Source organism: Bacteroides sp. D2, assembly GCF_025147085.1.
Taxonomy (GTDB): Bacteria; Bacteroidota; Bacteroidia; order Bacteroidales; family Bacteroidaceae; genus Bacteroides.
This window is the reverse complement of record NZ_CP102261.1, coordinates 701,398-728,160: the sequence shown is the minus strand read 5'-3', so window position 1 is coordinate 728,160 and position 26,763 is coordinate 701,398. Positions and strand designations below refer to the sequence as shown.

The window sequence follows — 26,763 nt, the reverse complement described above, 5'->3', positions numbered from 1 at the left end:
TCTTGTGTCTTTTAGAAATTAATACTAGGATCGAAATTTTGGTTTGCATGACAAAATGCATTCTGGTTAGTGGCATCTGGTGCAGAAGTAGGATCGTCCTTATACTTGCTGTAATCACCGACATAGCCTCCACATACACAAGCCTTGCAATTGGTCCAGGTTGCAGTGGAAGCACCAGAATAACCACATAACCAGCCCGGACCATGTCTGTTGGTCCCATTTCCTTCGGTGAATACATCTCCCAAAACAGCACCTTTGTTTACGCAACCGATAATCTGTATGTTAGAGTGACCGATGATGCCTCCTGTGCGGACACTTAGGTGAGTCATGACATTTCCGTAATTCGTGCAGGACTCTACTGTATATTCCGGTTTGGTTTTCAGGTCGTCTGTACCTCCTACAATTCCACCCATACGTTTGTAATTGTAGGTCACACTCGCTTCTTTGCCTTCATGTTGCCCTACTTTGTCATCTTCAATGGTTCCTCTGTTGTCACAGTTGTAAATGTTACCATACATTAGTGTTGCTACAATTCCGCCCGTTCTTCCGCTCGGACAACTGATATCGCCATAGTTGGTGCAGTAATTCAATTTTCCTCCTTCTGCTTTAGCCATGAAGGCGCAGATTCCGGCTGTCTGCATACCTGTACCGCCATTAGCTGTATTGCTGATGCGTCCTGTACGGACAAATCCTCTGTTGGAACAACCTTGTGCTTTGGATTCTCCTCCAATGGTTGTGTTGGCAATTGTACCTACCAGGCCGGAAAGTGCGTTAAATTCTCCGGATTTATTATCGGCTGTGAAGTCGATATTATAATAGTTGGTACAGCCCTCTATTACCGATTTTTTGGCGAAGCAGACAAGAGGAGCTATGACAGTATATTTAGATGCTGTTCCGCTCATCATCCAAGTTATAGTGGTACTGGCATCTCCTAAAACTAAATTTTTGATTGTCGCATTTTCTATCGAACCGAATAAACCATACGCCAATCCACCATTTGTTATATCTGCACTACAATTCAGGTTCTTGATAGCATGGCCTTGTCCGTTGAAAGTTCCAGTAAACGGATGTATGGAAACATAGGGTTCGGCCGTAGTATAGTTGGAAGCATCTATATCACCGATAGGTGTCCAACTGGTCACGGATGACATATCAATATCATTCAACAATACTATCTCTCCGGCGTCATTCTGCCAGCGGGAGGTACTTGTTCCGTTATTTACGGCTTTTGCAAAATTAACTAGATCGGCAGCAGTACTGATTCCTCCTTTAGCTTCCACTTCTTTAGCTTCTTGTATCACATCGATACTTGAAGATATATTATACAGCGAATTAGAGAATATTATTTTCCCGGAACGTTCGTCACCCGTTTCATTAGCCAGAATGGTGAAGGCATGTGTGGTTGTAATTAATGCACGGGTTCCTTTGTAAGTGATCCACTCGTTTTCTGTACTGACCTGATAGAATATGTTGGCAGATATCTGCATTTCTATGTCCATTTGGGTGCCTTTGAGTTGGATAGGACCTACATGACCTTGGTATAGTGGATCGTCCAGAATTGCGGTACCGTATGTGAAGTATATCGGTTTCAATACGGTATTATTTCCTGCACTTGCCAGCAACAGAATATTTCCTTCAGTCGCTCCTTCTTTCATGGTAGCGATGAGGGTGGAAGAGGCTTTATCTATTTTGACTTCCATATTGTAGGCAGTAAACAAGTCTACATATGCATTTTCCGATTGGGTACCATATATTTCATATGGAATACTAACCGGAGTAGCATAGTCTGTTACTGCATTGTAAACCGGACTGTTGAACCGGATACCGAGTGCCTCTTGTAAACTCATACGCAATTCCTGACCGTCTGCCAGAATAAATACGGCTTCTCCTGTTTTATCATCTATATAAGCCGATTTGAATAACAGATTACTTAAATCATTGGCTAATACACCGGTGCTGGCGCCATTCACACTCCAATAACCGTTCTCGTTTATTTTAACGTCAGGCATCGTTCCGCCTATCGGAAATTTCTTTCCGTCACCGTCGAGAATGAATGTATAAGTCTTCCCTTTATCAGTCGTCTGCGCCCAATAGAATTTACTGTCAGTATCCTGTTTGGCCGTGATGATAGGAAGTTTGATGGCATCTTCTTGAGTAGCGATCGTAACGGTGTGGGTTTCCCCACCACCGTCACTGTAAGATATTACGTGGTTGCCATCGGCATCCTGACTGATTAAAGTGATAAACGAACTCCCGATCACTTTAGACAGTGAAGTCATTTGCTTGGTCAATGTTTCGGCTTGAGCTTCATAATCTCCGATCGTCTTTTCTATTTCGTTGAGGTCCTGCCAGATTCGTTCGTCGTCGTAAGAACTGCAACTTCCCAGAAAACAGGCAGATATAAATAATGATATACTTATAAACTTTTTCATATATTCAGTGATTAACATTCGTTTGATTCATTATTCGAGTACTCTGACATGCAGATAGTTCATACAACTTCTCTCACCTTTCGTATCCGACACGTGATTGATTACTTTTCCGATACCATTCTCATAAGTCCACATTACTGTAGAGCCTCCCCCATCGAAACGGATTACATCATATAATCCCAACTTTTTGCAAACACGGTAAGCTTCGTAGAAATCAAGTCCTCTGTCACTATCTGTCCTTCCGTCTACACAGAAAATAACAATCTTTGATTTATCCTGTGTCATACCGAGATTGGTGGTCGGGTTGATTGTCTCTGCATCTTCTTTTTTAGGAGGTGCAGAGTATACGCCATTATATACATAGCGGTACATACTGGAGTTGTGTACTTTGATTGGATTAGTAGAACTGCCTATTTTAAGTTCGGCACTGATTTGTACTTTATCACCGGTTTTTAGGTTTTGAACTAGTTCGTCAGCTTTGTCTCCTGTTACTTGCAGTACCCATTCATTTTTATCTGTTACGTATGGGGCTTCTACTGTAGTGCCTCGTCCGTCAATGATTTTAGTAATTGTGGCTTCAAAATCACCAGAGTTAACCTTTAGCGGTTGGTTGTTCTTGCCGATGATAAATAGGGCTTTAGTTCCTATCGGGTTAGTTAATCCGGGATGGGGCTCTTTTACATACCTGAAGGTGTACAAGTTTGCATCGTATGATGGTTTTCCACTCAAACGGACAATAGTATCATTGACTGAATAATATTCATATTCCTTGGTACCAACTTTCAGTTTGCCTGTGAAATCTCTTTTTTCGAAGCTAACCGTACGGTTGTCAAAGAAGGTGAATCCCCAGACATGATTAGTTAAGATAGAACGTACATACGGGTTATTGATGAATACCGGTTCTCCTTCTTCAATATGCATTCCTCTGGGGAAGCCGTCATGTGAATTGAAGAAGCCGGTATTTATACCTACAATAATGTTTCTTCCTTCATCTCTTCGTCTGGTACAAGTCTCCGATAAGGTTTCGCGGAGGACTTTACCATTATTTGAATTATTATTACCATTCGGGTTTGGGCAAATTTCGTCTGCCATGACTGTCTCGAATGTAACTTTGGGGTTGTTCATGTCAATTTCAATAGCATAGATATTTTGATTGAAATTGATAAAGGAGTAGTGTTTGTACACAATACCTGATGCTAGTTCACGGTCCTCGGTCACCTGCCAGTCATAGTATGCCTCATCCTGGTTAGAGAAATTATTGGCTTCTTTGGAGAAAGCTCCGTGACGGACAGCGTTACTGTAAGTTGCTCCCGGAGTATCTTCCGGATTATTTTTGTAAATACTGTAATCTCCAACTTTACCTCCGATATGACAATCTGTGATATAGTTCGTACCGTTTTTGGTACCACTATAACCACAGGCCCATCCGGCACCATGTTTGTTGGCTCCATCAGCAGTTGCATCGGACAAGATGATTCCATTGTTTGTACACGATTGAACAAATCCGGCATTGTGTCCGACAAATCCACCTGCACGACTTCCGTTTTGGGAATAGACATTTCCGTTGTTAATACAATTTTTGAGGTATTTATCTGTATTTATACCTCCTGCAAGTCCGCCGATGCGTTTCACATTATATCGTTTGGAAGTTGAAGCAAAAACACCATTCACGTCATCTTGAATGACTCCTTCGTTAGTGCTGTTTTCAATAATTCCTTCCTGTAGAGTTCCTGCAATTCCACCACCACGCCCGGAAGGTGCACTGATATTTCCTTTGTTAATTGCGTAGCCGATATAAGCCTCATCATTTTCTATATATCCCGCAATACCTCCTTGGTTGAAAGCTGAATAGGCACCGGAAGCAGTGTTGACTATGTTGCTGCACGTCAGGTTACCTTCGTTGCTGCAACCGTTTGCTTGTGTTGTGTCGCCTATTTTATTTCCGTATAATACACCTGCTAAACCTCCCATTCGAACACCTACATTAGCAGCGTCTGTTCCTTCAAAAGATAGATTTATTTGGTTGGTACATGCCAGTATGCTTCCCTCACAATAGCCTACTAAGCCGCCAATAGCAGCTCCTTGCGGAGCTTTACCTGTAATGGTGGCATTACCCGAAATCACTAAATTCCTGATGACACCGGAACTGCCGAGTGCATTGAATAATCCATGGGCAATATTGCCGTCTTCAAGATTATATGTAAAAGTCAGATTAATAACTGAATGTCCTTTACCATCAAATACATCGTTAAAGGTTTGCTCGCCGATTGTATAAACCACTTTTGTATTGGCGTTGGTCGTATTGCTTGTTACATTACTTCCTGCACCGCTCGTCAACGTGATATCTTTCATATCAATATCGTTCAACAGAATAACGTTTCCTTCCGTATCTTTGAATTTACGCAAACTACTTCCACTGGTCACAGCATCTATAAATGCTTTGAAGTCTGTTGCAGTAGCAATGCCTCCGTTTTCAATGATAGGCAAAGTGAAGCGCATCGGTTTGATCAGTACGTTATCTTCAGTGTCATAAAGCATAATCATTGTTACCCCTTCTTCGAAATCATCAGCGAAGGTGACGACCAATGTTTTATTACTACTATTTAACCTGGCTTCTAATCCATCGTCGTTGCGTGTGATGAGCATCAATGCTTGTGCTGCCTTTTTCCCAATGATATTATAATTTAAGGTAAGGTTTTTTGTTCCTTCCTCTATAATAATAGGAGAAATGGCAGTCTGATCTGTATTTTTAAACTCCACATTAAATAGTGTAAAGGTATTGACCGATAGAGTTTCTCCGTTGCCTAGAGTAATTGAAGCAGTTCCGTTATCGTTCATTTCCACTTTAGTAATAAGTGAAGTTGTTTTTCCTTCAGCTTTAATCGGCTTTTGGTTGCTGTCTAGAATTTGCTGGCCGTTAATAATCCAATATCCATTCTCATCCACTCGTATTTGAGGGGCGCTACCTGATACCGGTATTTTTTGTTTGTTGGCATCCAGCAGGAAAGTCGTTTGACCTTTGGTGGTAGTAGTCCAATAATATGTTCCGGCTTCTTCTTGTATTCCGATAATCGGACTGGAAACCATTTGGTCAGTGGTAGCAATGGTGAAACTATGCTCAATATTGTCACTTCCTTTATAAGAAATGACATAACCACCGTTAGCAGCTTCTGTGACAGAGGTGATGGCTCCTCCTTTCACAATCTGGCTCAACGCATTCGCTTGCAGTTGTAAACTGTTTAGCTTCTCTTTCAGTTGATCGAGATCTTTGTAGATTCCATCAATGTCCTTCCAGGCAGCCGAGTCATCATAGTCATCGGTGCAACTGCCAATCACGGGCATGAGTAGCAGGAATAAAAGTAGAAAATTTCTCATGTTCTTTAAATAAATTGATTCAATGGTTAATAGCGCGCTATGTGTGATTCGTTTCTATAATGAAGAACACATCATCTAACGGGGGTACGTAATCGGATTTGAACTTTTTTTTAAAATCATCACTATTTTCAATAAGACTTGAATTTTTCATATTAATTTCATAATTTTGTCACCAGAAGTATGCTACTCCCTGTTTATTTCTCCCTTACATATTACAATATGATGTGATTTTAAATACGGCTTGGTATATCTTCTATATTATTTATAGCTTTGTTGACTAGAATCTTTTTTAGAAAAAACGATGAATAAAACTGATTTATCTTCTGCTACTGAAGAGCAACTGTTGTTACAGCGGTTGAGAGAAGGGGACATGGGGAGCTATGAAACCTTGTTTCATCGTTATTATCCTACTTTTTTTGCTTTTGCCAAAGGTATGCTGAAAGATGCAGGGGCAGCGGAAGATATTATTCAGAATGTGTTTATGAAAATCTGGATACACCGTGAGGCGCTGGACGAAACAATGTCAATCAAAAACTATATTTATGTACTCTCCAAACGTGAAGTCTTTAATTATCTTCGGGCCAAATACAATACTCATGTAGTGTTAACGGAAGACATGATGACATTGGAGCGACCTTCAAGTATAGATGAACCGACTACAGACTATCGTGAATTGCGAGAGGCAGTACAAAGTGTGATTAACACGATGCCACCTAAACGCCGGAGTGTGTTTTGCCTTAGTCGCTTTAAATCTCTGACTAATCAGGAGATTGCAGATAAACTTGGTATTTCCATTCGTACTGTCGAGAAACATATAGAACTGGCTCTCCGTACTTTTAAGGAACAATTAGGGAGCTTCTTTGCTCTTTTTGTAGGGTGGTTTCTTTAGATGAAGAGAAGGAAGTGTGATGATAATGGGTGGATTTTATAGTAGAAAGAGATATGTCGTATACATGACATATCTCTGATAATTTAATGAGAAGTTGATTTAAACCCGTATTTCCCAACCTTTTTCGTACTCTCTTCCCCAAAGTTTATTGGCTTCCAAATCGTTGAGAATTCGTCCGCTTCCCGGATCAATCTGTAATGAATGTCCGACACGTTGGGCAATGTTACCTAATTGTACTAACTGGGTACTGATACAGGCATCTACAATTCCGGAATTTAACTTTGTTCCTTTACGAATGGCATCAAACCAGTTTCGGAAGTGGAAGGCATCCAACTTTTCGGATGGATTCAACAGATTGCCGGTCTCAAATTTTAAATCACTTTTTACCTCTTTAATCGTTTTACCTTTTATATCTGCAATTTTATATTCATTGCCACCGCCAATGAAGAGAGTTCCGTTTTCTCCATAAAATGCGGTTCCTACTCCATATCCGTCTACCGGCATCGTATTACAACTACGTCCTTCCCATGAAAAAGATGCTTCGTCGCCAAATTGGAAGGTGATGAGTTGTGTGTCAGGAGTTTGCCAGTCGTCTTGAAAACGATACCGACCTCCGATAGAATCAACCTTTGTAGGATAATCTACGCCCAATCCCCAGCGGAGTATATCAACAAAGTGGGTTCCATTGTTGAGCGCTTCACCTGTTCCCCAATTCCAGAACCAATGCCAGTTATAATGGATGAAATTATCTTTGAAATCTGCAACACGTGGGGCAGGACCTTGCCATAAATCCCAATCCAGATAATCAGGTACAGGTACAACTTTCCCTGTTCCAATGGAAGGGCGATTATTGACATACCAAGATTTGGCATATCTCACTTTTCCGATAGAACCGGATTTGATTTCTTCCATAGCTTTAATTACATTGGGAAAGGAGCGGCGTTGGTTACCCACTTGAACAATCCGGTTATATTTCAAAGCGGCTCGAACCAACATTTCATTTTCTGCCGGATTATGACTGGTCGGTTTTTCCAGATAAACATGCTTTCCGGCCTGCATAGCCATAATGGCTGCTTTGGCATGCCAATGGTCAGGGGTAGCAATCACCACTGCTTCAAAATCGTTCGACTCTAACATCTTACGAATGTCTTTTTCTCCTTTGGGAGTACGTCCGGTTATTTTGTGGATAGCAGCCTGGCATTTTTCTAATGCTCTAGAGTCTACATCGCAAATGTAAGTTACTTCACAATCTGGAAGTTTGGCAAATCCTTGCGCCAGGGCCTTACCTCTCGAATTCACTCCAATGACTCCGATACGTATTTTTTCGTTAGCTCCCAGAATATCTTGATAACGGCTTGAACCGAATCCTGGAAGTATGCTTCCTAATGAGAGTGCAGCTGTACCTGCTACTGTTTTTTTGATAAAATCTCTTCTTGTTGTCATAGTATCTATTTTTCTCCAAAATTAGGTTGTTATTAGAATATGTGAATGAGCTTTTCCGTCAATTCTCCTTCAAAAAACGTAAATCTCTTATTTTTTTCTTCGGAAAAGGTGACTCAAGAATATCAGGATTCCTCGGGGAATCCATAAGATAAGATAGATGAAAAAACTAATCACGATGACATACCCGATTTGGGATATTATTTCAATCCATGGGCGGGAATAGATAATGATTGCAATTACATTGATGATAAATGCAAGCAGGAAACTTAGAAGATAGATATTCCTTTCTTGTTTCAGTTTTTTTGATGTGATAATAATATCTTTCATGGCTTAGAATTTCATATAGGGTATTTTATATTCGTCGGGGAAGAGGATATGGCGTTGTTCATCCATTGCCTGATTTCCAAGTAAACAAAGAACCGTTGAACAATATGCTTCTTCCACTACATTCTGTGCTTTCTCTCCGGTGATACACGACTGGCAGAAAGAAGACAGGATAATGTCCGAACCGTCTTTGTCTGCTCCGATCATACTCAATCCACTGTTTACGTGAATATCTCCATCAATGATAAAGTGTGGTGTGTACTCCATTTTTGTTTCCGGTCGCCAACTGGGACCTGCTGTCGGGATGGCGGCAAAGACCTTGTCTTTTACCTGGTCAATCAGTTGCCGGATACCCGAAGTTGAATGATCTTCTTCCAGATAATAAATACCTTTTGCCATTTCCATGGTTCCTTTACTTCCCAGAATCTGGTCTTCCATTCCGTTGAACTTGTTGGAAATCAATGATTCGTATGCGATCTTAACTCCATCCGAGTATCTGTAAGTGACATTGACGCTATCATAAACTTCTCGTCCGTCTTTCCAGTATACAATGTCACCCATTCCCATAATGGATTCCGGCATTTTTTGGGCTGCCCAGTTACAAACTTCCAACTGATGGCATGCTAATTCCGTCATTAATCCTCCGGAGCTCTCTTTGTATAATCTCCAATTAATTTTGCGTTCCAGCTCTGGTGAAGGAACCGGACGACGCCAGTCTGCATTACGGAACCAGTGACAGCGAAGACCTACCACATCTCCGATGAGACCGGAATGGATCATCTGCATTCCCTTGATGTACTTCTCGTCATACATTCGCTGCATACAAAAGTAGAGGACTTTGTCTGACTGGTTGTAAGTGTCATAGATAGCCTTGCACTCGTCAAGGGTACGTGCCATTGCTTTCTCGCAAAAGACATGTTTGCCGGCAGCTAATGCGTCCAATACAATAGGTGCATGCCAGTTTAATGGTGTGGATATGATGACTCCATCGATGTCTTTCGATTCCAGTAGTTTGCGGTAATCCGTATATGACTTAGCATCCGGACAAAGTTCCAATGCTTGTTGAAGATTGGGGGCATAATTATCACATACGGCAACAATTTGTGCATGAGGTATTTCTTTGAGGTTATGGATGTGGTATTGTCCTCTGGACCCGGTACCAATCAAAGCGATTCGTGCTTTCTCATGCTTGATCTCTTGTAGTTTCTCCGGAGTACAGGAAGTCAGCCAAGGAGTGGTCGCCAATAATGCGGTTCCTCCGGCAACATATCCCAGGCTTTTGATGAATTGTCTGAGTCCTAAGTCTACTCCTTTTTCTTTATGTTCTTTCATATCATAAATTGTATAGGGTTGCTTGTATATTATTGAACTTTTCTGAAATCTTTTTTTGTTCCTGTTCATTGGCAATCATCCAGACTGTACTAAGAACTTCGGCTTCCAACGGATCGGGGGACAGGATAGAACTTGCTTTTCGTTGTTCATTAAATGTGCCTGTAAGCGGATTCATAATGTGTCCGGTATATTGTAACGTATTGCCGGAAGTGGATAATGCTGTATCCTGCAGATCGAATTCTTTTAGAAGAGACTGATTGTACGGGTTCAGAAAACTGACTTTCCAACAATCTCCATAAGGATGATGTCCTATACCCAGGATCGAACTGTTTCCAAAATTAGCAAATGCATCACTAATATTCTCCTGTTCAATGAATTTTCTTATTTTCTTCAAAGCATATCCTTTAGCAAAACCTCCAAAATCAAGTGAAATATCAGGAGATGTAAAGGAGATATATGAATGTTCATGAAGTTGTATTCTGGAGAAATCTTTTAATGTAATGTCGAATAAGTGTGAAGTGGTCTGATAATAGTATGAGCAAAGCTGTAAGATTGATTTCAGCTCTTTACTGATTTGAATCTTGCTTTGAGAAGCATGATTATTAATCTTGGAAACTTCACTATGAGGATCAAAACGATTTAATATTTTATCCAATCGCTCCAGCTCATAGGCGATATCTGCCCAAAGTGTATTCAATCGGTCGATATCGGAATGAATGAGCAGGATATCGAATCGGGTCCCCATGATATGAGGAATGAAGCCATGAAACATGGCTTCATTTTTATAATATTTGCATCTTGTTTCTAACACCTATTGTTTTGTTTATTTGTTTCCTTTCTTTGCCATTTCTACAGCAGTAGTAGTAATGTAATATTTAGCTAGTGTATTTTCATTTTCCCATTCCGGCATATCCTGATTGTGTACATAATGCAGGAAAGCCTTTGCCACTTTGCTGAAATGTTCTTCGTGTCCTAATCGTTTTTCCTGTGGTATGTCAATCAGATAAGTTCCATTCTTTTTGTTTTTGACAGATAAGAACGGATAAGTTATTTGAAGCTGTTCCACTGTTTTTTGCAATTGAGCTTCAAATGTCCGATTGTCAATGTCCGGTTCTTTCTGTATATATAGCTCTTTTACAAATCCATTTTTTTCATCCTGAACGATTTTTAAAGTGGCTTTACTTCCTTTCTTTATGGAAGTAAATGTATCTCCTCCGTTAGTGGGTGGAGTATAATTCCATGTGACTTTCATTCCTATACAAATCCCTTTAACGGTATAGTTGAGACTTCCGTTTGCCATCACTTCCAATACATCGTTTTTTATGTATCGATTAAGATAAGCGGGAAAAGAATCGACTTGTGTCGATTGACTGAACTCTGCTAATGTAATTGGAGTTGGCCAGTGTTTGGCGGCATTCACGGTGACATCCGATTGATAATGAATCGTTTTATCAGGAAAACATTGCCAGTTGATAAGATCGATCAGATGTGTTGTAACATCTGCAATCCCTTCTCCTTGTTGCTCTACATCATAATACCATGCCGGGCGAATTAATGGCTTGCCAGAAACTGTCTTGAAAAAATGATGCACGCTTTCCATTATGACAGATGGATTGTCCGGTGAACCTTTTTGTAAATCTCCGAATAATTCCGTCTGATGCAAAAGCTCTTTTTCTATGATATTGAGGATATCATAACGTTCCGTCATCAGATCGTATAAAAGAAGATTCTTTTCTTTGGCGAGTTGATAGGCTTCTGTCAATAACTTGAAATCCTGTGGATTGATAGCCAGTGGCTTATCGGCAAGGACATGATATCCGGCTTTGATAGACTCCATGATATAGCGCGTCTTTTTCTGATTGTTTCCGGCCAATACTACTATATTACCTTTATGATCGGCAAGCATTTTCTGGAGATAATCATCTCCGGTATATACTTGTTTTTTCCATGTCGTAGGAGATTCCGCCCGCTGATTATAAGAATCAATGCTTTCCAGATATTGGTTGACGGCTATTCCTTCGGGGGCATATATCCGGATGGTGTCACTGACATCTGTCAATGTCTCTTTTTGAAGTAGGCTGGCATGGAAATGTCCGGGATCGAGTACTACTATTTCCAATTGGGGTAGATCATTTGTCTCCATCCTATTCGCAGCTTGCTTTTTCGAGAAAGAACAAGAAACGACTATAAATAAAATTGCTATAATGGCAGTCCCTTTATATATAGATTTCATTCTCTTACTTTTTATAGGTTTTGATTAGTTTTCGTGCATCTTTCAAACCTTTTTGATAAGCTTCTTCCAATGTGACAATTCTTCCATTCTCTGCTTTACTCATATTGGATGCTTTCATAAAAGTGAATATTTCGATTGTCTCTTCTTTGGATATAGGTGAAATTCCTGTTTGAAAGTATTTAAGAATCTGCTCAAGAAGCGCTTTATAACCTTGGTAACCTCCTGCGGCTACTGCTCCTTTTGAAGTATAGGCAGTTCCACCATAAATTTGCGGTCCTTTTATAATCGCTCTGAAAGTTCCGATTCTACCATCTTTCCATCGTCCTACTACTACATCCCCTCTATCTGAAGACATCCGGTTGACTGATTCGCATCCTGTCCCCATAATTGTGTATAATGTTTCTACTCCATGAATACCATAGAAACCGAAATCCGGATGCGTTGGTTCCACTTTGTGAGGAGAATAACAATCGGCTCCAAGGATTTTGCCAAATTCTCCATTTCTTAATTTCTGGTTTTGAGGAGTAAATCTAAGAGCAGAAGAGGAGAAAACAGGTGCATTGTATTTTTCTGCCATTTCATAAATAGCGATTGCATCTCCTAAAGTAGCTCCGATAGGTTTGTCAATATAGCATATCTTACCTGATTTGAATACCTCGACGGCTTGTTCCAAATGTAGTCTGCCATCATTGGTTTCCAAAAGGACACAGTCTACTTTTTCCAGTAAATCTGCTATTGATGAGGTGATTTCCACGCCATTTGCTTTGACCTTTTCAATGTATCCGGGGATTCGTTCGTAACTGGATTGAATAGTCTTTGAACCGTACGGATACGCTGCTACTACCCTAAAACCTTTGGAAAAGGTCTCATCCGAACCACTATTAATCAATTCGGTGAAAGCGGTGGAATGGGATGTGTCCAGACCAATAATTCCGATCCGCATAACTTTTTGTGCGTGTATACTGAAGCTGATAGCCAGTAGTATAAGAAGTGAGATTCTGTTTTTCATAATCCTTTATAAATTAATTCTTTCTGCACTTTTCGGGTCCAAATATAACGAAGAATTTTCTTTTCTTCGCAATATGCTGGCCGGACATTTTTCTGAAACTTCACCATAAACAGTCTGATAGACTGCTTGAGCTTTATTTTTGAACGGGACGATACAAAACATCCATTCAGCTTTTAGCAAAGCCGGTATCGTGAGTGTTAAAGCTTCTTTGGGTACTAAGTCTAGTGTCTTGAAGCATTTTTCATTGACTTGCTGTTGGCGACATATTGGGTCCAGCTCAACTATTTTCACAAGTTTGGGATCATTAAAGTCTGCTACATCCGGATCATTGAAAGCAATATGCCCATTTTCTCCAATTCCCAGACAAACGATGTCAACCGGATGCTTAGTCAGCAAGTCTGCATATCGCTGACATTCCTCTTCAAGGTTTTCCGCCAGGCCATTCAGATAGTTGACTTTCTTGAAAGGAACTTTGTCAAAGATACGAATTCTAAGGAAATGTCCAAAACTTTGTGGGGCTTCCGGATGTATACCGATGTATTCATCCATATGAAAAGCGTTTATTCTGGTCCAGTCGATGCGTTTGTCATGAATCAGATGACTCAAAAACTCATTTTGTGAGGGGGCAGCGGCGAAAATCATATTTATTTCCGGTTTGCTTTCCAATAAGCGACAAATTTGGTCGCCGACTTCTTTTGCGGCTGCACTGCCCATCTCTTGAATGGACGGGAAAATTCGAACTGTTAATTGTTCCTGCTGAAAAACTTTGGTCTTCGTTTCATTTAGTATAGATAACATGGCCTTTTAATATTGTATTATTTATATTTATTTGATTATCAAAAATGACTATGTCGGCATCCTTACCGATTTCTAAAGAACCTTTTTCTTTGTCAATATGAAGAATACGGGCGGGCGTCAGGCTCATCATACGGACGGCGTCAATGAGAGGAACACCGGCTAAATATATCATGGTTCGAACCAGTCGGTCGGTTGTTGCAACACTACCGGCAAAAGCTTTCCGATCCGGCATTTTGGCCACTCCGTCTTCGATAATGACTTTCTGACCGTTGTTGAGGCTACCTAATATCGATTCACCGTCCGGCATACCCGCTCCTCTCATGGCATCAGTGCAGAGGGCTGTTTTATCAACTCCTTTGAACTTGTATACGAATTGGAGCAGGGGTTTCGGAAGATGTATGCCATCGGCAATAATCTCCACTGTCATATCTTCAATCAAGTAGGTGGCTTCTACTACTCCGGCATAGCGGAAAGCATTTTTGCGGGTCACTGATGACATGGCCGAATAAAGGTGGGTCACATGTGTATAACCTGCTGTAAAGGCTTTCTCAACTTCTTCATAAATCGCGTCGGTATGAGCGATGGAGGGGAGAATATGATGTTGTTGCAGAGTTTGCCCTAGTGCTAGAGCACCCTCCAACTCAGGAGCTACGCTCCAACGGATAATATCTTTTGAGGCTTCCAGAATGGCATTATATTCTTCTGCTTGCGGCTTTTTCAGGAAGTTCGGGGCTTGCGCACCACATTGTTTCGGTGAAAAGTAAGGTCCTTCCAAATGTAAACCGATAAACTGCGAACCATTGATATTCATTTCTTTGGCTTTCCGATATACGGTAAACGTCGTCATTAACTCCTCAATAGTGCTGGTGAGTGTGGTGGGAACCATTGCGGTAGTACCATACTTGGCATGTGTCTCGGCCACTCCGAGAAAAGCCTCAACAGTACCATCCATGAAGTCATGTCCTCCTCCTCCGTGGATATGCATGTCGATGAATCCTGGTGAAACATAATTCTGACGGGCGTCTATTACCTTGTCACCGACGAGCGGTTGATAGCTTCCATTGGGAATAATCTGCTCAATTTTTCCATTTTCGCATATCAATGTTTGGCCCATTTCTATGCCTGTTGGCAGGATGAGTTTTCCATTTGTTATGATGAGTCTTTCCATATTATTTCGTTTTTAATTTATTTCCAGGAGTCTATTTTATGACCTTTAACTGCAAAGAAAACCAAATATAAAAAACAGGGAATCAATACCCAATAACCGAAACGCAGACTATACATATCTGCCAGATGACCATATATCAGAGGCAGAATGGCATTGCCACATAATCCCATGATAAGAAGAGAGGAACCGGTTTTGGTGAATTTCCCTAGTCCATGAATGGAAAGTGGCCAGATACCTGCGTAGATTAAAGCATTCGGGAAACCCAATGCGTTCAGAAAGAAAATGGAGGCATTGGCATGATGACCGAACAGAGTTACTTCAAAATCTGCAAATACAACTCCGAATGAAAGGAGTAATCCGATGATGGTACAACCTATAAGTGCATTTTTTTGTGAAACATATTTGGGTATTAACAGGATCCCCAGCAGATAACCAATCATAGTACAGGCCAATGTATATGAGGGAAATGTTTTAGCTTCGAGCAGGTCCATACCCATCGAATTGGCATAATTAATGATTGTATCAATTGCGATAACTTGTGTTCCTACATGAAGAAATATAGCCACTGCTCCCAAGATAAGGTAAGGAAAGTCGAAAATACTTTTTCTGGTGTGATGGTGGCTACCTGTATCTTCCGTGCTGTTTTCTTCGTCTGTGTTGATTTCAGGCAGAATGGAGTAACGGATACCGATACCGGTAAACAGTAAAATAACGCCTAGAACAGCATAAGGCACAATGACGCGTTGTATTAATTCGTCAAGCATAGCGTTCTTTGTGACTATGTCTAAAGTCCCCGATTCTATAGTGGCAAAAAGCTCCTTGTCGGTAACATTTAATATCAATGCAGCAAATATGAGTGGTGAGACGATACCTGCGAATTTATTGCATATTCCCATAATACTGATTCGTCTGGCGGCACTATCAATAGGACCGATAATAGTGACATAAGGATTAGCAGCAGTTTGCAATATGGCTAATCCGGTACCGATGGAAAACAGACCGGCCAGGAATATCTCGAACTGACGGGCTAATGCTGCCGGAACAAATAAGAAAGCTCCTAAGGCGGTAAGCATAAAACCATACATAATACCTCGCTTGAATCCCACTTTCTTGAGAAGTACTCCCGAGGGGATAGCCATTACAAAGTAGGCGATATAAAATGCAAAGGCGACAAAATAGGATTCGAAATGTGTCAGTTCACAGGATATGCGGAAGTATGGAATCAGTATGGCATTGACCCACGACACAAATCCGAAGATAAAGAACATCCCTGCCAGAATTGCAATTGATATGTAGTATGTCTTTTTGCTGCTTATAAGGTTATTGTTTCCCATGTGTTTTTATTTTTTCAGTTCGAAATCTTTCTGTAATTTGATGTCCCGTGACGATGCGCCTATTAATACAGTAAACATACCCGGTTCGTCTTTCCAGCGTTTGCTTTCGGTATCGTAGTATTGTAAGGCGCGGCGCGGTAACTTGATAGTGACTTGTTTGGATTCACCCGGTTTTAAGCCAACCTTAGTGAACCCTTTTAATTCTTTAAACGGGCGTTCTACAGAACATTTGTTTTGATGCAAATATAACTGTGCAATTTCCTGGCCATATCGTTTTCCTGTGTTAGTAACGGTGAATGATACGGCAAACTCTGTGTCTGAGTCTTTCCATACAGGTTTCATCTTTATGTTTGAATAAGTAAAAGTGGTATAGGATAATCCATAACCGAATTCAAATAGGGGGACTACACGGTAAGTATCGAAGTAGCGGTAGCCGACCATAAGCCCTTCCTTGAAACGGACGGTGTCGTTTATACCCGGATATTCTCCAAATACGTGATCAGGCATATCTTCCAGACGCTTACACCAGGTAGTAGTCAGTTTTCCCGAAGGATTGACTTCTCCAAACAATGTACGTGCCAGTGCATTTCCTCCTTCCATCCCTAGAAAACTGCCGTGCAGTAATGCCGTAGCATCATTATACCATTCTCCTATCTCGACGGGGCCACCGGAGATTAGTACCACTACAGTGTTGGGATTAACCTCCAGGATACCTTTTAATAATCTGTCCTGTTGGTAGGGAAGCTTTAAATTCGGCTTGTCATACCCTTCACAGTCAGAACCATGTTCGTGGGAGGTTCCACCTATATAGATTACCAATTCTGCTTGGGCAGCTGTATTGATTGCTTTCTTATATAGCTCTTCATCGGATTTATCAAATTCGTTCGTGAACCAATGGCCAACCTTATACGCCTTTTTACTCAATTGATAACCGGGTGCATATTCGATCCGGGCTTTTCCATCTAAAAGATTTTGTAGCCCTTCCAAAGGAGTAACTTCATATTTAGCTTTAAGTTTTGTACTGCCACCTCCTGCTGCAAATACTTCGGTCGCATTTGCGCCAATCACTGCGACATTCTTGTATTGTGCAGGGTCTAGTGGTAGCATATCTTTGGAATTCTTCAATAATACCAATGATTCCTCCGCTATTTCTCTGGCAGCCTTAGTATGGGCAGGTATTGCAAGTTTGGCTGCCATGCCTGTGGTGTCATAAGGAGCTTGTCCTATTAAATCAAGTCGAATCATCAATTTCAGAATATTACGTACTTTTTTGTTGACAGCTTCTTCCGGAATCTCTCCATTACGTACTTTCTTCAATAAAGGATCGGCTAAATAATATTTATTGAAAGCATATTTCCCATTTTCTTTGATGCTTGTTCCCATTTCGACATCCATACCACACAGAGCTGTTCGCTCTGTGTTATGGACTGCATTCCAGTCTGATACGACTAATCCGTCAAATCCTAGTTCATCACGAAGTAAAGTATCAAGAAGATAAGGACTTTCCGTACACCACAACCCTCGAACCTTGTTATATGCCGCCATGGCTGCCATGGCTCCACCTCGTTGTATGGCAGCTTCAAAAGCCGGAAGATAAATTTCGTGTAAGGTGCGTTCGTCTACTTCTACACTCACTTTGTACTGGTTGTATGCCTGGCTATTCAGAGCAAAATGCTTCACACAAGAGGCTACTCCCTGTGACTGTACTCCTTGTATATATGGAACAGCCAGTTCACCGGAGAAGAAAGGATCCTCGCTGAAATATTCCCAATTACGTCCATTGAGTAAGGAACGGTGAATGTTGACTCCCGGAGCCAGGCTCACATGCTTACCGCGTGCTTTACATTCAGCTCCAAGAACTTCTCCATATAGCTGTGCCAGATCACGGTTCCAAGTAGATGCTAAGGCGCTTAATGCAGGTAGATAGCTACATGCGTCGTTATCCCATCGGGCGGATTCCCACCCATTGGCTACTCCCTCAAATCTTACTCCGTGAGGTCCGTCGGAGTAGTGCAGGTCGGGGATGCCAAGCCTTGGAACACCGGTACTTGAAAACATCGTGTTACTGTGCAACATTCCAATTTTCTCTTCCAAAGTCATTTGTGATAATAAACTTTCTATCTGTTTATCAGTACTTGCTACTTTATTACCAGTCAGACAGGAGGAGAATATAATCAGAATCAGCCAGCTATATGGAGTCAGTCTTTTCATACTAGAATACTTGTTGTCTTTGATTATTTTGAATTATTCTTTCTTGTTTCAATTTCACTGTACACAGCATCCGGGATCAGATCAAGCCAGTACGGATCCTGGACGAGTTCCTTGTACAGTTCAAGTGCCAGAGGGTCACTTTGCAGACGGCGGTCACCATTCTCTGCATTTTCGTGATTCTCCCATACGACGGCCTTGACACGTGGCTCTTCATCCTTCAGCTTAAACCATTCTCTTACCCATCTCTGGTGGTCGCATGTACTGGAGTATCCTCCTTCACTAATCATGATAGGCTTGTCTGCCGATACCTGCTTGATTCCTTGCATCAGCGTGAGCGGATATCTTCTTTCTTCCGGATAAGTAGCACTAAGCGATGGTGGATAACAGCTTACTCCCAGCCAATCTACATACATATCTCCTGGATAATAGTTTTTCATTGCGTTTGCTTCTGTACCTGGCATGCTTACACTGTTGGGTGACCATACGAAGACATTGTAGGCAGTGACACCCAACTGTTCTGCAATGTTATACATACGTCTCCAAGCCTTGACATAGTTTGTGGGATCTCCGTAATACGGAGTCCAGCTTCCATTCATTTCGTTGGCTGGTCTGAACCAGATAGGTCCCATGTCACGTACTTTTTGGGCAGCTACTTCGGCGAAGTATGATTTGTGAAAATCGTCGAGTTCGCCATTTGCCATTTGTTGGGTGGGAATGACGGGCAGCCATCCGTAAAGGAAGAATCGGTATTTGCCCTGATAGTTTTTTCCCCAGTATTTCTCACGTACTGTTTGCATTTCGCTGAAATTTCGTCCCGGTTCCATATTCTGATACCATAAGATCATAGATAGTTGCTTTCCCACCAATTTTTCAAATAAGGCAACGGCACACTGGTCAGTACTTCCTTCGCGGTCTTCCGGATCGAATCCGTATAATGGTGGGAATGCTCCATGATAACACCCTTTTTCGGGGACGTACTTCATGTCATTATGAAATTCTCCCATTACCTTGATTTCGTCGATGAGCATCATCGTACTGGTGGAAGCTGAAGATTTGAGAGTCGCTTTCACATATCTGCATGCTACATTACTAAAGTCTGTTTTTCCCCAAGCGTCCGACTTTCCGTTGCTGTCGGAATAGGTAATTGGTGAGGCTGCTTTTTCCCATTGGCTTTTGTCCTTGCTGGTTGATACTTCTATTTGAGCAGGGAATACAATTTGTGATGTCGGATCGGAAATAGCATGTACTGATACTTCTGTGATATTGCGTAATGATCCCAAATCAATTATTACTTCTACAGTTTGTGCATCCCAACCGACTCCTCTGTTTTTAGTCGAGAGGGTACCGGTCTCCTCATCCGTCAGTTTGGTGCCGGATGTCCAGGGATCGAGAGGGGCTTTATCAGCATAGGCACTGTTGGCTACAACATTCATTTTATAGAATTTGCCTGCCGCCACATTAATAATGCTTTGTTCATTTGGATCTTTGGGCTTATTTGGATCAAAAGTAACTTCCCATGATCTCGTTTCTTCTGCATTGCAAGCGTATATGAGTATTGCAACTGCTATTAACCATAAATTTTTTAATTTCATATTTAGTGGTATATTATAAGGTTGATTACTGGTTGTTTGTATTACATATCAATACAGTCATATTGGTAGCAGGCGATGCCTCCATTAGAGAATACGAGATAAACGTATAGATAATAACCATTTTTGGCAACTTTAAATACGACATCTCCGGTTCCTTCGGTGTTTTGACCGGAATTCTCGAGACCTCCATATATCTTGTCCGGACATACTACTATTTGGTTGTCGAACGAGCCGCTACTAAGATCATACATACGGACAGCATCAGAACCAGTTACGGCATAGTTGAAACTATTTACATGATTGTAAATGACATAAGGTACTTTGTTGAACACGGCATAGTCTACAGCATTGATAATTGTGTTACCCGGAGCACCCGTATTTGCCGCTTTTATGCTGTTGTCTGTTCCTTTAAACCAGTAGAAATAGCGTTTGGCAGAAGTATCTGTGACATGGCTGGCCAAGAAATAGTCACTTTGAGTATCGGTGTCATCAGCATAAATCACATCCGCCCATTTAATCCAGTTTGAAGTCAGCAGAGAGGAACTCATAATGACAAATTCCGGACTTTGTGATTGTAAAGTACCATTTATGACACGCCAGCGGGCGAATTGCACTTTACTATCTTTTTGGAATACCGGAGTTGTGATAAGGGCATTGGCATCCAAATCTCCCTGGATAGAGATCTTCCAACCAAATCTTATGTTAGTGCCAGTTTTATATTCAATATATTTCTGTGGTTTCTCATTCACTCCATTAGCTTTCCATACAGTGAAAGTACCTCCTGATGGAGTATAGCTGCAGAATAAAATATTATTTCCCCGATCTGCTGTTGCATGGAAGTTTGAATTATCACCGGCAAATTGGCTGATATCCATAGAACCTGCTATTTCTCCGGTCTGGCTATTTAAGTAAATGGCACGATCATTGGCACGTTCGTTGATGACAACATATTTGTCGACTACTGCAAGTCCGGTTACTTTACCCGGTAGTAGAATACCGCTTATTTCAGATAGTCTTTTAGACCATAATAGCTTACCGCTTCCTTGGCGAATACCTGCAACAGTTTTTTGCGGAATATCTTTTTTTACCGTATATGTTGCTTTATCTATGCCATTCTGTGCTGTGACGACGATAGTCTGTTCTTGTTCATAGTCTAGTGCTTCTGTTTCGGGATTGGGACTGCAAGTTGCTCCATGTGAGATATCAATGTTAGCTATCTGCTCCCCTACATTATCTATGGTTACTAATGAAATTGTTTTTTCGTTTTCATTAATGACCCCCAATAGCCCTATGGCAGGAATATCGAATTTGGTGATGCTACATTCGTTGCTCTTACGGATTTCACCTATTACTTTGAATTCGGTACTAGTCCCAGAGGTCTGATCTTTCACTGTGATATAGTTGTCTTGGGTAAGATCCATATAAAGTAATGGTGGAGTTACACTGACATTATTCGCTAAACTGGCACTCAATCTTACCCGCTTTAGTGCAGAGGTCGGCAATACATTATCCGACAATTTGGGATAATTGTATGGGAAAACAAATGTGATTGAATGATTGGTATAATCTATCTCACCTTTGAAACTATTTTCGCTGCTGTCATCGTTCGGAAACGATGCAGTGATGCTATTGATACCTTCGCGTTGAATGTCAGAACCCAACTCTTCAGGACTGTGACAACTAGTTACTCCCCATAGAAGAACTAATGCCTGGATGATTGATATAATTTTGTTTTTCATTGTTCTAAGAGTTTTATTGTTATTTCCATTCATCATATTGCTCAATCAATGAGTTATTCTTCAATTCTTCAGACGGTACAGGAAGGACATATAATTTCTTTATAAACTTGCGGTCCTGTCCGTCGCAATCAACATATTCGTATGTATTGGTAGCACCAATGATTTTAAAGCCATGTGTGCGATAGTTGTTGTATTCAATATGGGCTAATTCCCAACGACGCATATCCCAGAATAAATGACCTTCATAGGCTAGTTCAACCTTTCTTTCATTTCTGTAATCTTTGAACCAAGCCTCGCCTGTAGAGGATTTACCCGGTAAATTCACTTTTACTCTGGCGCGTACCTCATTCATAGCACTTTGGGCTTCCCCGATCTTATTGAGTCGATAAGCTGCTTCCGCTTTGTTCAATAAAACTTCGGCATAGCGAATTTCAACCCACGGTTGGGCACTTTTCCCATTTTTGACGTCTGTCAGCGTTTCGTCTAACAATTTCCTTAAAAAATAACCGGTTGTGGTTTTGCCGTATGAAGTACCCTGTTCCCGGTAAGGCATAAACACGCCATTCTTTCCGTCAAGGCTGCAATCCATCTTTTTCCCTTTCCAGGTACATCCTCTATAGATTACAGTTGCGGCGAAGCGAGGTTCCAGTTGGTCGTATGGAGGAGTCTCATCAGTAATGCCATGCCAGGGTGTCCAGTCTATCTTTTCTCCATTTTTGCTTTCATAACATTCTACCATTTCCTGGGTAGGAGTTCCTGTTGAACCATTGTCATAACCATCACATTGTGGTACATAATATCGGTCGAAAAGATGATTAGGCCCGTTGGCAGCATCATAATCAAACTCCAGAATCGCTTCTTTATTATTCCCTTTCCATGCATCTTCATAGTTGTCCGTCAGACCATATAGTTTGAGTGCAATTACATTATTAGCAGCATCATAGGCATCCTGCCAACGTTTGGCATATAACATTGCTCTCGATTTCAGTGCATAGGCTGCTCCTTTGGTGATACGCCCTTTATTTGCCGCATCCCACTCCTTGGGTAAATTATTGGCTGCAAAATCAAGATCGTCGGCTATGAATTGCCAGGTTTCTTCAGCACTGCTGCGGGCTTTATTAGTTGATACCGGCAGATCGTCATACAAGATGACACCTCCATGTCTTTTGGCTAACTGGAAATATACAAATGCACGGAAAAAGCGTACTTGAGCTTCCCAAAGCTTATTTCTATCTGCTGAAAATTCGGAATATTTTCTTTGTAGAGATAGAAATTGGTTTGTTTCTCGGATCTGTTTGTATGCTGTTGAACGTAGCCAGATACTGTATAGACAGTTATCCGGAGAGATGGCATCCGGTGTAAGTACATAAAGATTAGGATGGCCGGCTCTGTGTCCCAGCGTATATGAACCATACTTAAATGCGTCAGTCAGACTTTCTGTAAAACTTCCGTAGAATTGGGCCTCCCCGAATTGACCGTAATCATGCAGGAGGGGATAGAAACTATTCACATATTTGTCAACCTGGGTTTCATCTTGCCAGATGATTTCATCACTAACGGTAGTCGTTTGTTTTACTTCATCTAGCCAGTCGTTGCACGAACTTAAAGTCAGCAACACAAAGAAGAGTGATATATTAATAGATAACTTTTTCATATAGCGTATATTTTAGAATGTGATTTTAGCTCCAAGTGTATAAGTCCTTTGTTGCGGATAATATCCATTGTTTACAGCTGGAGATTCCGGGTCGATGTTGTACTTGGATACAGCGCTGAAAGTCAGAAGGTTGTATCCCTCAACATAGAGGCGAAGAGCTTCCACTCCCAATGGACTCAACCATTTTTTAGGGAAATTGTATCCTATTTGCGCTGTTTTTATTCTCAAATAGTTTCCGTTACGATACCAGAATGTGGAGGCCAGCCCGTTATTCAAACTTCTCGGATTGATTTCCAGACAAGGGAACTCTGCATTTGTATTTTCGGGTGTCCAGGAGTTTGCCACCAGATAGACTGGTGCATTGCCATTCTGATAGAAAGGACGTGTGAAGGCCGTAGCACTTTGGATTCCGGATGAACCGGTTGCCGTATATACTCCGGTTAATGCAACATCGCTGCCAAGCCCCCATGATGCCAAAATATCAAAATCGAATCCTTTCCAGTTACCGAATAAATTGAAAGAACCTGTGTGGGTCGGTCTTGAGCTTTTACCTACATACCCCTGATCTTGATTGACGGTTATAATACCGTCTCCATTTCTATCGACATACTTGATATATCCGGGATAAGCCGGTCGGTCGGGCATGGTAGCGGAGTTGGCTATCTCTTCCTCACTCTGGAACAATCCCTGGGCAATGAATCCCATTTTCGAACCGATTTGCTTTCCGGTCAGTCGTCTGTATTCCGGTGTGTTTTCAGAGTCACCTGCATATTTGAGCCACCTTCCGTATGCGTATGACCAGATTAATTTGGCTCCATAACTAAAACTTCCAATTCTGTTCTGATGTGTAAAGGTGACGTCAAAACCCTTATAATCTGCTTTATTAACGTTTGCAGTTGAAAAATAATAGCCTCCCATGGAAGGAGTGTGCGAACCGGTTACGGAAGATAATTTGTCATATTCATATTTATAAAAAGCATCCAGTTCCATTCCTAATAATCCATTCCATAAAGTTACATCTACTCCGATATTATAGTTGAGGCATTGCGCCCATGTCAAATTAGGATTTCCCAATACGGACGGATAGATAGCTGTTTGACTGGCTCCGCCTATTACTACAGAATTGGGGGATGTGCTCATCGTATTTCTCCATTGGAAAGGCTGGATACCGCTGGTTGCAGTTTTTCCAATACCTGCTCTTAATTTCAGATTGTCTACCCAAGTAGCATGAAACCATTTTTCATTATTGATTCTCCAGGCAAGAGAGAGACCGGGCAGGGTGACCCAACGTTTGTTCATACCACCAAACAGATAACTACCATCGTGGCGTAGTGAAGCCTCCAAATAATATTTGTCAGCGTAATTGTAGTTCAAACGACCTACAAAACCGGCTACACGTGTCTGGTTGCTGCTACCCGAAGGTATAGCAGGTTGCTCTTTCCCCTCTTTGGTGAATCCTGTGATTTGGTTCAACTCATCCAACTGAATGAAATCTAATCCGGTTCCCGTTACACCGAGATTGTTGCTATTACGTTCCCGTGTTTCGGCCAGTAATAATACTCCGATCGAGTGATCTCCAAATTTGTTATCATACGTGATACTGGTTTGCGTAGTGAACTCTTGGGCGCGTGATGCCGATTCGGATAATATAGGTGTATCTTTCAAAACACTGTAGTCCTTATGGTAGGTGAGTGTGGTAGTGGCTGCATTAGGTAAATCCATAATCATGACTTCATTCGGCTTGGTCAACTGTTTAGTCATCCCATGAACTAAGTCGTACGCTCCCTGGAATTTTAAACTTAATCCTTTAAACCAAGGTGTGTCGTATTTCAGACTGAAATTAGACTGCATATATGATTGGTTGGACCTGTTATATCCTGAATCGTATATGGATGCGATAGGAGCTACCGGAGAACCGGAAGTCGGGGTTGAAACATCGTATATTTTCCCATTATATTCATAAGTGTCCTGTACATATGGCAAAGCGTAGCATACCTGTTGGGGAATATTCATCCAATCATCCGGATCGGCAGAAAATTTGGGAGCATCCCGTTTTTCTATACGTCCCGAAACACCTAATGACAGACTAAGTCCTTTAGCCAACTGTGCATCGATATTAGAACGAAGATTCATTCGACGGTATTTGAACTTATCTATATTTCCTTTTTCCTCCAGATAACCGATAGATGTGAAGAAACGAATCTTTTCACTTCCTCCTGATGCTGAAATATTATGATGTTGGCGAACACCGGTTCCATATACTTTATCGTACCAATTGGTATTTCCCCATCCGTCGACACCCTCGCGCATTTTGCGCACCATGTCGACAGTAAACACTTCCGTATCACCTTGTAGAAGACGGGCTTTATTGTACCAATAAGCATATCCCGGTCCGTCGAGCCATTCTTGTTCTTCTGCATTCTGGCTGATACCCACAGTACCTGTATAGCTAATGGTGACTTTATCTGTTTGTCCCTTTTTGGTTGTGACAATGAATGCTCCATTTGCGTCCAGACCATAAACGGCTACGGCTGATGCATCCTTTAATACAGACACAGATTCTATTTCATTCGGATCGAGTCCGTTGAAGTCACTTGCGCTTCTTCTGATGCCGTCAATAACATAGATAATACCACTTTGCCCGCGTATGGACAAGGAGGCATTATCCGCACCGGGTTGTCCACTGGCTTGTACGGCGGAAATACCGGCAACACGTGCACCGATGATATTACTGATTCCCATGGTTGGGGCTTTAAGGATTTCTTTATCGGAGACAGTAGATATGGCGGCGGTCAGACTACCGCGCTTTTGAGTTCCATAGCCTACCACTACGATTTCATCCAGCGAGGAAACATCTTCTTTAAGAGTGATATTGATATTCGTCTTATTACTTACTTTGACTTCCTGGCTGACCATTCCGATATAGGAGAATACCAATACGTCATTCTTATGGGCATTAATGCTATATTTTCCGTCAACATTTGTAATGGTACCGACATTCGTTGCACCCTTGACAGCTACAGATACGCCAGGTAATGGTTCATCATTACCATCTTTCACAAACCCTTTTATTACTTCTTGTGCAAGACAATCGAGAGTGCACATTAAAAGAGTAATAAACAACGAGGTTACTAACCTTGGATTCCATCTGATTTTCTTCATTGCATGATAAGTTTTTAAATATTAGATCGTCGATTTGAAATTTTAATTTCTAACAATAGTCTCTTTAG

General features: G+C 41.3%; 17 protein-coding genes. 1 reads left to right on the top strand and 16 read right to left on the bottom strand.

Going from position 1 to position 26,763, the window contains the following annotated elements; translation table 11 throughout:
• Positions 1 to 11: 11 nt before the first annotated feature.
• Both NQ505_RS02565 and NQ505_RS02560 read right to left on the bottom strand, forming a co-directional pair.
• Complete coding sequence (locus tag NQ505_RS02565; RefSeq protein ID WP_225739704.1) at positions 12 to 2,432, bottom strand: PL29 family lyase N-terminal domain-containing protein; 2,421 nt, start codon at positions 2,430 to 2,432, stop codon at positions 12 to 14.
• A 30-nt stretch (positions 2,433 to 2,462) separates the two neighbouring features.
• A complete protein-coding gene (locus NQ505_RS02560) occupies positions 2,463 to 5,807 on the bottom strand; it encodes a PL29 family lyase N-terminal domain-containing protein (RefSeq protein ID WP_008642881.1) in 3,345 nt (1,114 codons plus the stop codon).
• Positions 5,808 to 6,108: 301 nt separating this feature from the next.
• Here NQ505_RS02560 and NQ505_RS02555 point away from each other — a divergent pair, with 301 nt between their 5' ends.
• Complete coding sequence (locus tag NQ505_RS02555; RefSeq protein ID WP_008998019.1) at positions 6,109 to 6,696, top strand: RNA polymerase sigma-70 factor; 588 nt, start codon at positions 6,109 to 6,111, stop codon at positions 6,694 to 6,696.
• 99 nt (positions 6,697 to 6,795) lie between these two features.
• On the opposite strand, the gene NQ505_RS02550 is transcribed toward NQ505_RS02555, so the two are convergent.
• From NQ505_RS02550 to NQ505_RS02485, 14 genes are all read right to left on the bottom strand, one after another.
• A complete protein-coding gene (locus tag NQ505_RS02550; protein ID WP_008998018.1) occupies positions 6,796 to 8,139 on the bottom strand; it encodes a Gfo/Idh/MocA family oxidoreductase in 1,344 nt (447 codons plus the stop codon).
• An 87-nt stretch (positions 8,140 to 8,226) separates the two neighbouring features.
• Positions 8,227 to 8,466, bottom strand: a complete 240-nt coding sequence (locus NQ505_RS02545; protein ID WP_004322279.1) for a hypothetical protein — start codon at positions 8,464 to 8,466, stop codon at positions 8,227 to 8,229.
• Positions 8,467 to 8,469: 3 nt separating this feature from the next.
• Entirely contained in the window at positions 8,470 to 9,795 is a 1,326-nt protein-coding gene (locus tag NQ505_RS02540) for a Gfo/Idh/MocA family protein (protein ID WP_004324494.1), read from the bottom strand.
• A 1-nt stretch (position 9,796) separates the two neighbouring features.
• Positions 9,797 to 10,567 (bottom strand): FAD:protein FMN transferase, encoded by a 771-nt coding sequence (locus NQ505_RS02535; RefSeq protein ID WP_008998017.1) that lies wholly within the window; start codon positions 10,565 to 10,567, stop codon positions 9,797 to 9,799.
• Positions 10,568 to 10,618: 51 nt separating this feature from the next.
• Positions 10,619 to 12,028, bottom strand: a complete 1,410-nt coding sequence (locus NQ505_RS02530; RefSeq protein ID WP_008998016.1) for a putative oxidoreductase C-terminal domain-containing protein — start codon at positions 12,026 to 12,028, stop codon at positions 10,619 to 10,621.
• Between the two features lie 4 nt (positions 12,029 to 12,032).
• Entirely contained in the window at positions 12,033 to 13,037 is a 1,005-nt protein-coding gene (locus NQ505_RS02525) for a Gfo/Idh/MocA family protein (RefSeq protein ID WP_008998015.1), read from the bottom strand.
• Between the two features lie 6 nt (positions 13,038 to 13,043).
• The gene (locus NQ505_RS02520; protein ID WP_008998014.1) at positions 13,044 to 13,835 is read right to left on the bottom strand and encodes a glucosamine-6-phosphate deaminase; all 792 of its coding nucleotides are present in this window, start codon (positions 13,833 to 13,835) and stop codon (positions 13,044 to 13,046) included.
• Positions 13,816 to 15,003 (bottom strand): N-acetylglucosamine-6-phosphate deacetylase, encoded by a 1,188-nt coding sequence (nagA, locus tag NQ505_RS02515; protein WP_008998013.1) that lies wholly within the window; start codon positions 15,001 to 15,003, stop codon positions 13,816 to 13,818. Before nagA ends, NQ505_RS02520 begins: the two co-directional genes overlap by 20 nt.
• A gap of 17 nt (positions 15,004 to 15,020) precedes the next feature.
• A complete protein-coding gene (locus NQ505_RS02510) occupies positions 15,021 to 16,337 on the bottom strand; it encodes a sugar MFS transporter (RefSeq protein WP_004299605.1) in 1,317 nt (438 codons plus the stop codon).
• A gap of 6 nt (positions 16,338 to 16,343) precedes the next feature.
• Positions 16,344 to 18,548, bottom strand: a complete 2,205-nt coding sequence (locus NQ505_RS02505; protein ID WP_004299607.1) for a beta-glucosidase family protein — start codon at positions 18,546 to 18,548, stop codon at positions 16,344 to 16,346.
• A gap of 23 nt (positions 18,549 to 18,571) precedes the next feature.
• Entirely contained in the window at positions 18,572 to 20,140 is a 1,569-nt protein-coding gene (locus NQ505_RS02500) for a glycoside hydrolase family 26 protein (RefSeq protein ID WP_008998012.1), read from the bottom strand.
• A gap of 41 nt (positions 20,141 to 20,181) precedes the next feature.
• The gene (locus NQ505_RS02495) at positions 20,182 to 21,879 is read right to left on the bottom strand and encodes a DUF5018 domain-containing protein (RefSeq protein WP_008998011.1); all 1,698 of its coding nucleotides are present in this window, start codon (positions 21,877 to 21,879) and stop codon (positions 20,182 to 20,184) included.
• A gap of 19 nt (positions 21,880 to 21,898) precedes the next feature.
• The gene (locus NQ505_RS02490) at positions 21,899 to 23,533 is read right to left on the bottom strand and encodes a RagB/SusD family nutrient uptake outer membrane protein (RefSeq protein ID WP_008998010.1); all 1,635 of its coding nucleotides are present in this window, start codon (positions 23,531 to 23,533) and stop codon (positions 21,899 to 21,901) included.
• Between the two features lie 12 nt (positions 23,534 to 23,545).
• Positions 23,546 to 26,695 carry a SusC/RagA family TonB-linked outer membrane protein gene (locus NQ505_RS02485; RefSeq protein WP_008998009.1) on the bottom strand — a complete coding sequence of 1,050 codons (3,150 nt, stop codon included), beginning with the start codon at positions 26,693 to 26,695 and terminating at the stop codon, positions 23,546 to 23,548.
• Positions 26,696 to 26,763 lie beyond the last annotated feature (68 nt).